The organism is Paenibacillus sp. FSL H7-0703, assembly GCF_038003485.1.
Classification (GTDB): domain Bacteria; phylum Bacillota; class Bacilli; order Paenibacillales; family Paenibacillaceae; genus Paenibacillus; species Paenibacillus polymyxa_B.
The window spans coordinates 1,648,567-1,662,467 of sequence record NZ_JBBOPF010000001.1 but is presented as its reverse complement, the minus strand read 5'-3'; the positions used below and the strand labels follow the sequence as shown (position 1 = coordinate 1,662,467).

The following is a 13,901-nucleotide window of genomic DNA, read 5'->3' as shown; positions in this document are numbered from 1 at the left end:
TTGGCTTATTCGTTTACGGTATTATTTTTCATAAGCGTATGTTCTGAGACGATTCATAACAGTCATTCTATATTCCTTGTATGCAAGCCGCAGCCTTCTGCGGCTTTTTTTATTGCTTCCGGGGTCAAAAAACCGGACTGGGAAAGGATGATCGGTATGAGAACGATTTTGCGTATTCGCAATGTAGTAAAGGATTGGAACGGGACATCTTTATTTGAGAATGTGTCGTTGGATGTGATGGAAGGAGAACGGCTCGCACTGTTTGGAAGAAATGGAGCAGGTAAAACGACGCTATTGCGAATATTGCTGGGAGATGAAGCGCCAACCTCTGGCCAAGTAGAGCATGATTTGCCACTGGAAGAGCGGGGCTGGCTGAAGCAGCAGGATACGGTGGATTGGTCTCGAACCGCACTGGAGGCCGCACAGCAGGCCAGCCCTCGGCATTGGCTTCTCAAGCAAGCGTTGGGACAGCTGGAAGCTGACCTAGCCGATGCTGGGAAGGATATGGAGAATCATCTGGAGCGTTACGGCGAGCTGATGGATGAATACGAACGCCTGCAAGGCTTTGCCTGGGAGTCTGAGGTGGAAAAGGCGCTCACTCGAATGGGAATGCCTGTCCAGACGTGGTCTATTGCTTATGGTGACCTGAGTGGCGGACAGAAGACGAGAGTGCGATTAGCCGGACTCATGGTCAGACAGCCGAAGCTACTGGTGCTGGATGAGCCGACCAACCATTTGGATGCCGAAAGCTTGCTTTGGCTGGAGCAGTGGCTGTCCACGTATCCGGGAACACTGCTGTTTGTATCGCATGACAGAGCCTTTTTAGATCGGGTGGCTACGAGTATAGTTGAGCTCACATCGACAGGTATTGGGCGCTATAAAGGCGGCTATAAGGAATATAAAGCGCAAAAGGAGCGAGAACTGCGAGAGCAGGAAGCCAACTATCGGAAGCAGGAGCTGGCGAAACAGGCGCTGGAGGAAACGATTCGAAATTACAGGGAATGGTTTCATCAGGCGCATCGTGGCGCATCCAAGGTTGAGATGGCCGTTACGCAGAGCTTTTATAAGGCCAAGGCTAAAAAAAATATTTCCCGTTACCATGCGAAGGAGAAGGAACTGGAGCGACTGGAAGCCAATAGAGTAGAGCAACCGCGTGAGGCTGCGTCTTTGCACATGAAATTAAGTGACAGCGGGTTTCAGGCAAAATATTTGCTGCGTGCTGAGCAGGTTGACTTTAGCTACGACGACCGTATCATTGTGAAAAATCTAAATCTGATCGTTGCACGTGGAGACCGTCTGGCTGTTCGGGGGCCCAATGGAATTGGTAAAACCACGCTGCTTCGGTTATTAACAGGTCAACTGGAGCCGCAGACAGGAAAAATCACAACCAACCCACAGTTGAACATCGGATATTTTTCACAGGAGCTGGAGCAGCTTCCGGAGGATCAAACGTTGCTGGACAGTCTGCTTGCACTCCCGACGATGACTCAAACAGAAGCGAGAACGGTATTGGGCTGCTTTCTTTTTGCGAAAGAGGACGTATTTAAAAGGATCGGGACACTCAGTATGGGAGAAAAATGCAGGGTAGCTTTTCTGCGTCTGTACTTTAGTGGAGCCAATCTGCTGGTGCTGGATGAACCCACGAATTATTTTGACATTGAAACCCGTGAAATTGTAGAGGATTCTTTGCGTAACTATGATGGAGCCCTGGTGCTCGTCTCACATGATCGGGAGCTGGTGAGGTGCACGGCAACTCGGTTACTGGATATGAAGCCGGGGGGCGGATATGAAATCTATGAGGGGACAGCCGACGAAAAGCAAGAAGATGAGCGGAGCCGTCAACGGGAGCCAGAAGACCAGGAGCGGCGTGAGGAACGGCTTCGATTACAATTGCGTCTTACAGAGTTGATGGGAATGACGGACACGAATGACGAAAACGAGAAGTTGTTGAGCGAAATCAGGCGCATTCGTGCAAATCTGGAGCGGTTGGATGATCTCGATATCTAAAGAAATGAAACGTATGCCCTGCTTGCCAAAGCGCGGTAGTTTGCATATAATAATGAACAATAGTTCGAATTTTTGAAAATGTCTTGATGGAGAAGAGTAGACAGTGTCCGATTGAACAGGGAGGAAGCGCCGTAGGATTGAGAGCGTTTCTGCAAATACTGGGCTGTTGAAGTTCGCTCCGGAGCAGTTCCTTGAACCTCAGACGCCATGTGAATGGCGAATGTGCAAGTAGGGGATACCGGTTCACGACCGTTACAACGTGCAGAGCGAGACGATGATGCATAGCATGAAAATCACCTGTAACTAGTTGCCATAAGGCAGAATGCCGGGTGAGCTGAGCTTATTGTCTAACGAGGGTGGTACCACGGTCTTTTCGTCCCTTACCGGGAGAAAAGACCTTTTTTTGTTGTCTGAAAAGCTGGAAATGAAGAAAGGGGACTGAACAGGCGATGAGCGAAACCATCCAAATGAAGGAACATTTGCTGGCCTTGAAGGAAGAAGCACTGGAAGTATTGGAGAAGGTGGCAACACCCAAGGAGCTGGCTGATTTACGGGTCAAATATTCGGGGAAAAAGGGCGCATTGACTGAAATCTTGCGCGGTATGGGCAAGCTGAGCGCGGAAGAGCGTCCAGTTGTTGGACAGGTAGCCAATGAGGTGCGCGAGGCGATTGAAGAAGTCGTTAACCGTAAGCAGGACGAGTTCACGAAAGCAGAAACAAATGAGCGTTTGCAAGCGGAAAAGATCGACGTTACGCTGCCTGGACGCGCGTTGCCGCAAGGTGGACTGCACCCGCTCAACAAAGTGATTGAGCAAATCGAGGATATTTTTACAGGTATGGGCTATCGAGTGGCTGAAGGTCCACAGGCAGAGACGGATTATTATAACTTCGAAGCATTGAACCTGCCTAAAAATCACCCAGCACGGGATATGCAGGATTCATTTTATCTGACTGAGGATCTGTTGATGCGTACCCATACGTCACCGGTTCAGATTCGTGCAATGGAAGCGATGAAGGGCGAAACGCCTATTAAGGTTATCTGTCCGGGTACGGTTTTCCGACGTGATGATGACGATGCAACGCATTCTTTTCAATTCCACCAAATTGAAGGGCTTGTCATTGGAAAAGACATTCGTATGAGTGATTTGAAAGGAACCTTACTTCAATTTGCACGCGAAATGTTCGGAGAATCGACCGAAATCCGTTTGCGCCCAAGCTTCTTTCCGTTCACAGAGCCGAGCGCTGAAGTAGACGTGACTTTTGTGAAGAAAAATGGCGAGCGTGTATGGATTGAAATTTTAGGCTGTGGCATGGTCCATCCGAAAGTGTTGGAGATGGGCGGTTTTGATCCCAAGGTGTACAGCGGCTTTGCATTCGGTATGGGTGTAGAGCGGATTGCTATATTGAAATACGGTATCGACGATATTCGCCATTTTTATAACAGTGACCTGTCGTTCCTGAAACAGTTTGCGCGTCAATAAACAACTATATCAAGGGAAGTGAACCCATATGAAAGTATCATTCGAGTGGCTGTCCGATTATGTATCGCTGGATCAGGTAAGCGCGGAGGATCTAGCAGAGAAAATCACCCGTTCGGGCATAGAAATTGATGAGGTCGAGCAGCGCAATCAAGGAATTACTGGTGTCGTTGTCGGCTATGTTAAAAGCAAGGAAAAGCATCCAGATGCTGATAAGCTGAATGTATGTATTGTCGATGCAGGTCAAGAGGAAGATCTGCAAATCGTGTGTGGTGCTAAAAACGTGGATGCAGGTCAAAAGGTTCCTGTTGCAGTTGTAGGTGCAAAGTTGCCGGGAGATTTCCACATTAAAAAGGCCAAGCTACGTGGTGTTGTATCCATGGGCATGATCTGCTCGGCCAAAGAACTGGGCATGAATGACAAGCTGCTTCCAAAGGAATTGCAAGAAGGTATTTTGGTGCTGCCTGAGGATGCTGAAATTGGTATGCCAATTACGAAGCTGCTGGCGCTGGATGATCAGGTGCTGGATTTTGATCTGACACCCAACCGTTCGGATTGCCTGAGCATGCACGGAGCAGCATATGAAGTGAGTGCGATTCTGGGACGTGACATTTCGCTGGCTGACCCGGCTAAGGATCTGGTTGAAATTAGCGATGCAGCAGCAGATCATCTGTCTGTGAAGGTAGATACTCCTGAACTGTGTACGCACTATGCGGCCCGTTATATCACAGGTGTAAAAGTGGGGGCTTCCCCGTTATGGATTCAAAACCGTCTGATGGCAGCAGGTGTTCGTCCGATCAACAACATCGTAGATATTACGAACTACGTCATGCTGGAATACGGTCAGCCGTTGCATGCTTTTGATGCGGATAAGCTGGAAAATGGAAATATTGAAGTTCGACTCGCTCGTGCAGGCGAAACATTGATTACACTTGACGATCAGGAGCGTAAGTTGGAGCCGTATATGCTGCTGATTACAGACGGTGTGAAACCCATTGCATTGGCAGGCGTGATGGGTGGAGCCAATTCCGAGGTTACGGATGCGACGATCAGCATTGCGCTGGAATCTGCCAAGTTTGACGGCGGTACAGTTCGCAAAACATCCCGTCAACTTGGACTGCGTTCAGAAGCAAGTCTGCGTTTTGAAAAAGAGGTTGATCCAGGCGCTGTTGTGCCTGCTGTGAATCGTGCAGCTGCGCTGATTCAGCGTTATGCGGGAGGCACTGTACACCAGGGCATCGTAGAATCAGCGTCTGCAAAAGCTGAAAACCGCATTATCAAGCTGTCGCTAGATAAAATAAACCGATATTTGGGAACCGAACTGTCGCTGCTTGAGGTGAAAACGATTTTCGGTAGACTTCATTTCGGATGTGGCGATGCAGAGCAAGGTGTACTGGAAGTTCAAGTTCCTACACGCCGTGGAGATATTACCATTGACGTGGACTTAATCGAAGAGGTAGCTCGTCTGTATGGTTACGACAATATCCCGACCACACCGATTGAAGGTCCTACAACTCCGGGAGCTTTGACAGCATCGCAATCATTGCGCCGCTCCCTGCGCAGATTGCTGGCTCATGGTGGTTGGCAGGAGACGATCAGCTACTCTTTTGTACATCCGCAGAGTACGGGGTTATTTAATGCCCTGACAGAAGGTAGCCATCCGGTACGTTTGGCTATGCCTATGAGCGAAGACCGTAGTGTTTTGCGTACGAGTATCATCCCACAGATGCTGGATACAGCGGTGTACAACATGAATCGCAAGCAAGACAATCTGGCGATTTTTGAGATGGGAACAGTATTTTATACAGAGGAACAAACATTAACCCGTCAGCCGCAGGAAATTCAAGTGCTTAGTCTACTGCTGACTGGGGTACGCCGTGAAAAACAATGGAATATTGGTGCTGAAAAGGTTGATTTCTTTGATATTAAAGGCGCGCTTGAAACGGTGTTTGACTATTTCGGATTGAGTGCCAGCATTCGTTATGTGGCTGACCAACCACAAAGCTACCACCCGGGCCGTTCTGCTTCGGTATGGCTGGATGTGAATGGAAACTCTCAACGGATCGGTACCATTGGACAGATTCATCCGGAGCTTCAACAATCTTATGGGCTGAATGATACGTATGTAGCGGAAATTGCGTTGCAACAGGTCGTTGAACACGCCAACTCTCATATTCAGTTCAGAGAGTTGGCTCGCTTCCCATCCGTGGAACGTGACATTGCCCTCGTGGTAAATAAAGACGTTGAGGCAGGTGAACTGCTTCGTGTTATTCACGCTGCAGGCGGAGAGCTGTTGCAGGATGCACGAGTGTTTGATGTATTTACAGGCAGTAAGCTTGGTGAAGATAAGAAGAGCGTAGCTATCTCTCTGACCTATCGTCATTGGGAACATACGTTGACGGATGAAGAGATCAATGCGGCGCATACTCCTGTCGTTACGTCTCTGGAACAAACTTTTGGAGCGGAATTGAGAAAGTAGCAGGAAATGCGGGAAGCCGTATCGAATCTTAGTGACAGAGGTTCGATACGGCTTTTTGGCCTATCATCATAGAAGCTCTCTTACTCTGATATTTACCCGCTGCGGGGAAGCCGGACTAATAAGGTTGAACGCTTCACGGAAGGCGGGTTACCATAGTACCGGACACACCTTAGAATCAACATACAGTAGTATTGAAGGAGGGCATAATTGTGACTACACCAGATCGTACTCGCGTCACTGTAGAGATCTACGGTACTTCTTATAAACTCGTCGGCAGCAATACCGATTATATGAAGCAGGTTGCCAATTACGTGGATGAGCGTATGCACAGCATTTCTCAAGCTCATTCGCGTCTGGATATGCCCCGAATTGCCGTGCTGGCTGCGGTTCATATGGCAGAAGAAGCTGTACAAATCCAGGAAATTCAGAGTCATATGAACCGCTTAGCAGCGGAACGAGCAGAACTCCGGGGAGATCTGGCGCAACTCCAGACGGCTCTAGGGGAACAGCAGCAAAAAAATACAGATCTGCATCAATCTCTTGTTCAACTAAAGGAAGAAAAGGAAGCAACGCAGAAGAAGCTGATGGAAACCGAATCTGTATCAGCCAAAGAGATTGCCCAATTGAAGGCAAAGCTAGAACAGCAGGAGAAAAAAGCGACTGAACTTGAAAATGGACAAAAACAAGCTAAACGTGAATTGGAGGAGTCTCGTCAAGAAGCTTCTCGCAAGCTGAAAGAGCAGCAGGAGGCGGCTAATGCCCGTATCCGGCAAATAGAAGAGCAGATGAAGAAGGAAGTAGCTGAAGCGACTAAACAGGCCGAAGCCAAGCTGTCAGCTGCAGAGAAGACTCATCAGGAGCAAAAGCGTACAGAACTGGACAAGCTGCGATCTGCTTTGCAGCAAGAGCATAGTAAGAAGGTAAGCGAATGGCAGACCAAGTGCTCAGGGCTGAATGAGCAGCTGGAGCAGGAACGTAAACAGGCTGAATTGGCGTTGAATGAAGAAAAGCTCCAGCATCAGGAAGCTCAGAAGCGAGCTGATGAAGCTGCACTGGAGCAGGAGATTCGGGTTGAGGAGCTTCAGGAACAATTAGAACAAGTACAAGCAGGCAGTACAGAGCTTGCTTCTCGTCTGGGAGAGGCTCAAGAACAAGCAAGAGTACTGAAGCAACAACAGTCCGAGCTGGAGTCTGTGCTGGAAACACAGCGACAGGCTGCGATAGAGCGAGAGCAGGCAGATACGCTTGCGCGTGAAGAACTGCAAAGCCGATATGATCAATTAGAAGCTGAAGCCAAGGCTACGCAGCAGCAGACGGCTAAGCTGGAGGAAGAACAGCGGCGGATGCATAAGCTGCTGGAGCAAGCTCACGTATCTTCTCGCAAACTGCAAAGTGAGCTGGCTACGCTAGCTGAAAGCGAGAAGTTATGGAAGAAACTCGCAGAAGAACGCCAGTTGGCAGTTGATGAGCTGGAGCTCTCCCTGCTGGAAGCACGTGAACAGAAGGAAGCGATACAGGAGCAATTACAGCACGCAGAGGCTGAGCTCGAAGCTATTAATGATAAATTTGCTTCACAACAGCAACGGCTAGTTCAACTCGAAGCGAGAATCAAGGAGCTTTCACCTGAGCTGATTCGCGTTCAGGATGAGCTTGAGAAAGCCAAAGTCCGAGAGCAAGAGGGAGCTAAGGCGTATCAATTGCTTCAGGAGCAATATGGAAGCATGAAGAGCCGAGCTGGACAGCTGGAGCAGAATATTAAGCAGCTTCAACAGGAAGATCACGAACGGCGGAGTAAACTGGAACGTGCTGAGGAAGAATCTTTAGAGTGGCAACTTAAATACGATCAGTTGAAGGCAGAAGCGGAACGTCTGGAAGCTGAAGATGCTGCCCGTAAGGAAGAATTTGCATCTTGGGAACGGGAAATAGCGGTAACCGTTGAACAAAAGGAACAGCTTCAGGAGGAGACTCGTTTGGCGGTTGAAGCTGCCAAAACAGCGAAAGCTGAACAGCAGTCCATAGAGCAGGAACGAATGGCCTTGCAGTCTGAATTGGACGAAGTGGGTCAAAAATATGAAATGGCGGCGCATCAGCTTCGTCTACTACAAGTACAACAGGACGTAGATCGGGAAAATACGGAGAAGATTTCTACAGAATTACGTCAATTACAGGAAGAATACACTAAACTTCAAACGGAGTACAATGAATGGATTGAACTTATCGAACAGGATCAGTAGATATGGATTAAAAATGTAAGGCAATCCCCGGCTGCTCATCGCCGGGGATTGTTTGCTTATTGTATCCACTCAGAAGTTATATGACACAAAGCTGTCCTTTGGCAGACGAAATCTGCTTCGGGACAGCTTTGTCGGGGTGTCTATTGAAGTTATTTTCCGTCTTTGCGACCGGCTTCAAACGGTGTCGATACCGGAATAAACAGGTCGATAATCCCGATAACCAATGCAGCTAGCAATGCGCCCAGAACGGAAACACTGACATTGGTCACCACATATTGAGCGATCCAGATCACCAGAGCGCTCACAAGAAAACCTACGATACCGCGTCCAAATGGAGAAACGCGTCGGCCGAACACTGCCTCGATAATGTAACCAACCAAGGCAATGACAATGGCAAGAATCAGCGCGCTCCAAAAGCCGCCTACACTAAATCCGGGAACGATCCAGCTTACGACCATCAGCACCAGAGCGGCAACGATGAAACGTACAATGTGCCCGAGAATGCTCACGGAATAACCTCCTTTGTTTTTTGAATTTACAGGGTTAGACAAAGGTTAGTGTGTGGCATGAAGAGCTTTCTTATGTGTAAAACAGAGTTGGCAAATAGCGTAAGTTTGCTGCTTTCGGTATAATATAGATATATGTGAAAGGAGTAGTGAAGTTGGACTCTAAAATTTTTAAAACCCTTGAATATCAAAAAATTCTAAATAAACTAAGTCACTATGCTCAAACGGCAACGGGACAACAGACAGCCCTTCGACTACAGCCCAGCGATGATTTGGAGCATATCAAGAAAATGCTGAAAGGCACGGATGAGGCCTATGCTGCTGATCGACTCAAAGGGGTACCTTCATTTAATGGAGTAGTGGATATCACTCCGGCAGTGAAGCGTGCCCGTATTGGCGGAACGTTAAGCCCGCAGGAGTTGCTTGGCATTCGGACAACAGTTCAGGCCGCACGCCGTATACAGGTATACGTGGCAAGTTTGCATGAGGAAAATCCTGTCGAAACATTGCTGTATTGGAGCGAGCAACTTTCGGAGCAGAGAGGTTTAGAAAACTCCATTAAAGGCTGTATTGACGAAAATGCAGAGGTGCTGGATTCTGCCAGCACAGAGCTTTCTCAAATCCGTCGGGAGCTGCGCTCGGGAGAAGTGCGTATTCGTGAAAAGCTGGATTCCATGATTCGTTCCTCAACTGTATCCAAAATGCTTCAAGATCAGTTGATAACGATTCGTGGAGATCGGTTTGTGATCCCAGTTAAGGCCGAATACCGTTCTTATTTTGGCGGAATTGTTCATGATCAATCCGGGTCTGGCGCAACATTGTTTATCGAGCCTGAATCCATTGTAGCCATGAACAATAAGCTGAGGGAAACAAGGCTGAGAGAAGAGCGTGAAATTGAAGTCATTTTACAGAAGCTGACCGCACTTGTCGCAGAACAAGCAGATATGTTGTTGTATGATGTGGACATATTGGGCAATCTTGATTTTATTTTTGCAAAAGCGCGTCTCGCCCGTGAAATGAAGGCAACCTTGCCTTTAATGAATGACCGCGGATATTTGAAGCTGAAAAAGGGCAGACATCCCCTAATTCCGTTGGAGCAGGTTGTTCCCATTGATGTGGAGTTGGGCAATTCATACACCTCCATTATCGTTACCGGACCGAACACAGGGGGGAAAACCGTTACTCTGAAAACCATCGGTCTGCTTAGTTTGATGGCGATGTCTGGACTGTTTGTACCTGTAGAGGATGAAAGCCAGCTGTGTGTATTTGATGCAATCTATGCCGATATTGGTGACGAACAGAGCATTGAGCAAAACTTGAGTACATTTTCCAGTCACATGACCAATATCATTAGCATCCTGAAAAATATGACGCCCAAAAGTCTTGTATTGCTTGACGAAGTGGGGGCAGGAACGGACCCCGCGGAAGGTTCGGCTCTAGCTGTATCCATTTTGGAGCATATACATGCCATGGGTTGCCGTATGGTTGCCACGACTCACTATAGTGAATTGAAGGCGTATGCCTATGAGCGTAAAGGAATTATTAATGCAAGCATGGAGTTTGATGTCGCTACATTAAGCCCGACTTACCGCCTTCTGGTCGGTGTTCCCGGACGAAGTAATGCATTTGCTATTGCCGAGCGATTGGGATTGCCAGGGCGTATTTTAGACTATGCCCGTGGTGAGGTAACGGAAGAAGACCAGCGCGTCGAGCACATGATCGCGTCACTGGAGCAGAACCGTTTAACAGCTGAGCAAGAACGGGAAAAAGCGGAGCAGCTGCGTAAGGAAATGGAAGCATTGCGTAGCCGTCATCAGATGGAGTTGGAAAAGCTGGAGTCCCAACGAGACCGTATGCTGGAAAAAGCTGAGGACGAAGCAAGAGTTCTCGTGGATAAGGCTCGTAGTGAAGCAGAGAAAATCATTACTGATTTGCGTAAATTGGCTCAGGAAGAAGGGGCCTCGGTTAAGGAGCATAAGCTGATTGCAGCTCGTAGAGAACTGGATGAGGCTGAACCGAAGCAACGCAAGAAAAGTACCGTCAAACGCCCGGCCGCTACACGTACTCGTTCTATCATGGCTGGCGATGAAGTATCCGTTCACAGTCTGAATAAAAAAGGCCACGTGGTTGAACTGTCCGGTACCAAGGAAGCTGTGGTTCAACTGGGGATCATGAAGATGAAAGTCAGTCTGGATGATCTGGAACTACTGCAACCTGCCCAAGCAACGACTCCAAGAGTTCAAAAACCAGTGACTGGCGTTAAGCGGACACGGGATGATAACGTACGAAGTGAACTTGATCTTCGGGGGGCGAACGTGGAGGAAGCCTTGATGGAAGTGGACCGCTTCATGGATGAAGCGTTTCTGGCCAATCTGGGTCAGGTACACATTATACATGGCAAAGGTACAGGTGTCCTGAGAACCGGTATTCAGGAGTACCTCCGCAAGCATAAACATGTGAAAAGCTACCGTATCGGTAATTACAATGAAGGCGGCACAGGCGTAACAGTTGCTGAATTGGAATAGCTATGGGTTGCCGGCTTTGCCCGGGAACGCTTGGTAGAACGGGAGGGACGAAGTGAAGATGGCGATTGATGAATTGCTGTCACATCCGTTGGGGATGATGCTGGGTTATTTCTCGGTGGCGGTGCTGGAGCTAATTGTATTTTTGTCGTGTTTTGAGCTGGTAACCCGCTATAAATGCTGGGAAGAGATCAAGCACGGCAATGTTTCGGTAGCCATGGCTACGGGAGGGAAAATGTTCGGTATTTGCAACGTGCTCCGCTTTGCGATGGAAGCCAAATCTAGTGTGTATGATACGATGATTTGGTCGTTCGTTGGCTTTTTACTGCTACTTGCGGCGTACTTTCTTTTTGAGTTTCTAACACCGGTATTTTCTATCGATCAACAGATTAAAGAGGATAATCGTGCTGTCGGCTTGTTCTCCATGATTATTTCCATATCTTTATCTTATGTGATCGGTGCCAGTGTAACTTGACACATCTTGTATACTAGAGCTTGGTATACGCTTGGAACGGAAGGATGATAAAGCTTGGAAATGACTATTTGTCCATGGTGTAACATGGAAATTATTTGGGATGAAGAATTAGGACCTGAGGAAGAGTGTCCTTATTGCCATAATGATCTGAAAGGGTACTCTGACATCACCGATGATGAAGATGAGACTGTTTCTCCACCTGTGCATAGACATGCCGGTGAGCATGGACATGAAGAGACGAAACATGATCATGTGGCTTCTGTAACCCCGGTGCCCCACTCTCATGGAAAAGAAGACCTGAAGGGTTATCGTACATTGAGTATTCAGCTCGGTGATGATGAGGAGCAGGATATTTTATATGAGGCAGAGGATGAAATCGTAGTTGAAAAACCGGTTGATGCACCGTTGTTGCAGGATAATGAGCTTCATAAGCTGCCTGTGCTGCATACTTTGCAAAAATTTGAAGAAAGCGGTGCGGATCTGATGGCTTATGAACAAGGTGCTGAACAAATACTCGACAGACAAGATGAGGTTCTTGAATGTTCCCAATGTGGAGAGTACATGCTGCATGCGGGTTCGCAAACCGTAACCAGAGAAGGCTTTGAACCGTCGATGTCTCCAGCACTTGGCAAGCCTGTTCTGGATTTGCCGTTCGTCTTGAATGTTTATGTGTGTCCTAGCTGCTTCCATGTCCAGCAGACACTATCAGAGAATGACCGACTGCGGATGCTGGAGAAGCTCAGCGGTATTTCCAACAATTAAATAGCAATCCCCCGGATAGGCCCAAGCTCAATACGGGCATCTTAAATCGAAGAAATCTTTAAACAAGCTGGCTTGAAATAAGCTGATTGGTGATTTTTCGGTTAGGGGGAACTGCATTGAAATCAAACCTGAACGGACAATCCATTCTGCTATTAAGCTTGAATGGATTGTTTGTGTTTGCAGCAGCATTGTCAGGCACATTTCTTAACGTGTATTTGTGGAAAAGCAGGCAGGATTACGCGATGATCGGCTGGTTTAATGTCAGTCAACAAATTGCACTGGGAATTATGGTCTGGGTGGCTGGAAAGTGGGTCAAGGAACATAATAAAATGAATGCCCTGCGCGTGGGGACCGCATTATCCGGCCTATTTTATCTGATCGTGTTATATACGGGAACGCAGGCTGTGAACTACATATGGCCGCTCGGGATGCTGCTGGGTGCAGCATTAGGTTTATTCTGGCTGGCGTTTAATGTGATTTTTTTCGAAGTCACGGATCAGGCAAGTCGTGATCATTTTAACGGATGGGTGGGTCTGCTAGGCTCGTTTTCCGGTATAGTGGGACCTTGGCTGTCCGGTTGGATTATTGCCCGTATGGAGGATGACGCAGGTTACCGCGTGATATTCAGTATTTCCTTGGCCTTTTATGTCGTAGGAGTGGTGCTTAGTTTCTTTCTTCGTAAGCGTAAGCCGACAGGAAATTACAATTGGAAGGAGCCCAAGCAGCGATTGTCACAAAAAGGGAGTATGTGGCGTCCATTGTCGTTATCGCTTGTTGCCCAGGGCATCCGTGAAGGGGTATTTGCCTTCCTGATTACGCTGCTCGTGTATGTAGCTACTCAACAGGAATGGAAGCTGGCGCAGTTTTCACTTATTACATCGGCGGTTTCATTTTTCAGCTTTTGGGCTGTCGGAAAATGGCTCAAGCCACACTATCGTTCGGCGGGTATGCTGTTGGGTGCCGTATTGTTGGTGATCGCGCTTTTACCGTTATTGTGGCGTATGGAGTATAGTACACTACTGATTATGGGGATCGGCACCGCTTTATTTATGCCCTTGTATTTAATTCCCATGATTTCTGCCAGCTTTGATTTAATGGGTACGAGTAAAGGAGATGCCAATCAGAGAGTGGAACTCGTTGTACTACGCGAACTATGCTTAATGGTAGGCCGATTGACCGGAACACTCATTTTCTTGGGTGTCCTAAGTATCAGCAAGGCTCCCACGGCGATGATCTGGTTGTTGATTGGACTGGCATTGATGCCAGTGCTCGGATGGTTTTTTATGCGAAGTGTGCTGAAAATGGAACAAAAGACAAAGCAGAGCAAGTCTCATTCCCACGCACAACGCTGGGACAAGCAAACCGAATAGTTTAAAATACATTTAAAAAAAGACCTTCAGACCCGCTTATAGGGAAAGAAGGTTCTTTTTTTATTCCA

At 47.8% G+C, this 13,901-nt stretch carries 9 protein-coding genes; 8 read left to right on the top strand and 1 reads right to left on the bottom strand.

Annotated elements, in window-relative coordinates; genetic code table 11:
• The first annotated feature begins 156 nt into the window (after positions 1 to 156).
• The 4 genes from abc-f to zapA all read left to right on the top strand — a co-directional run bounded on the left by abc-f (position 157) and on the right by zapA (position 8,198).
• Positions 157 to 2,007: a ribosomal protection-like ABC-F family protein gene (gene abc-f / locus MHB46_RS06960; protein WP_341163693.1), complete on the top strand. Its 1,851-nt coding sequence runs from the start codon at positions 157 to 159 to the stop codon at positions 2,005 to 2,007.
• Positions 2,008 to 2,456: 449 nt separating this feature from the next.
• Entirely contained in the window at positions 2,457 to 3,488 is a 1,032-nt protein-coding gene (gene pheS / locus MHB46_RS06955; RefSeq protein WP_341161932.1) for a phenylalanine--tRNA ligase subunit alpha, read from the top strand.
• A 28-nt stretch (positions 3,489 to 3,516) separates the two neighbouring features.
• A complete protein-coding gene (gene pheT, locus MHB46_RS06950) occupies positions 3,517 to 5,964 on the top strand; it encodes a phenylalanine--tRNA ligase subunit beta (RefSeq protein WP_341161931.1) in 2,448 nt (815 codons plus the stop codon).
• Between the two features lie 209 nt (positions 5,965 to 6,173).
• Positions 6,174 to 8,198 carry a cell division protein ZapA gene (gene zapA / locus MHB46_RS06945; protein WP_341161930.1) on the top strand — a complete coding sequence of 675 codons (2,025 nt, stop codon included), beginning with the start codon at positions 6,174 to 6,176 and terminating at the stop codon, positions 8,196 to 8,198.
• Between the two features lie 149 nt (positions 8,199 to 8,347).
• Here the strand turns inward: zapA and MHB46_RS06940 are convergent, their stop codons facing one another.
• A complete protein-coding gene (locus MHB46_RS06940; RefSeq protein ID WP_023987773.1) occupies positions 8,348 to 8,707 on the bottom strand; it encodes a phage holin family protein in 360 nt (119 codons plus the stop codon).
• Between the two features lie 152 nt (positions 8,708 to 8,859).
• Between MHB46_RS06940 and MHB46_RS06935 the strand changes: the two genes are divergently transcribed.
• The 4 genes from MHB46_RS06935 (at position 8,860) to MHB46_RS06920 (ending at position 13,833) form a co-directional block, all read left to right on the top strand.
• A complete protein-coding gene (locus tag MHB46_RS06935; RefSeq protein WP_341161929.1) occupies positions 8,860 to 11,229 on the top strand; it encodes an endonuclease MutS2 in 2,370 nt (789 codons plus the stop codon).
• A 58-nt stretch (positions 11,230 to 11,287) separates the two neighbouring features.
• Positions 11,288 to 11,701, top strand: coding sequence for a DUF350 domain-containing protein (locus MHB46_RS06930; protein ID WP_340887074.1), 414 nt, complete (start codon positions 11,288 to 11,290; stop codon positions 11,699 to 11,701).
• 54 nt (positions 11,702 to 11,755) lie between these two features.
• Positions 11,756 to 12,463, top strand: a complete 708-nt coding sequence (locus MHB46_RS06925; RefSeq protein WP_341161928.1) for a hypothetical protein — start codon at positions 11,756 to 11,758, stop codon at positions 12,461 to 12,463.
• 116 nt (positions 12,464 to 12,579) lie between these two features.
• The gene (locus MHB46_RS06920; RefSeq protein WP_341161927.1) at positions 12,580 to 13,833 is read left to right on the top strand and encodes an MFS transporter; all 1,254 of its coding nucleotides are present in this window, start codon (positions 12,580 to 12,582) and stop codon (positions 13,831 to 13,833) included.
• The last annotated feature ends 68 nt before the right edge of the window (positions 13,834 to 13,901 follow it).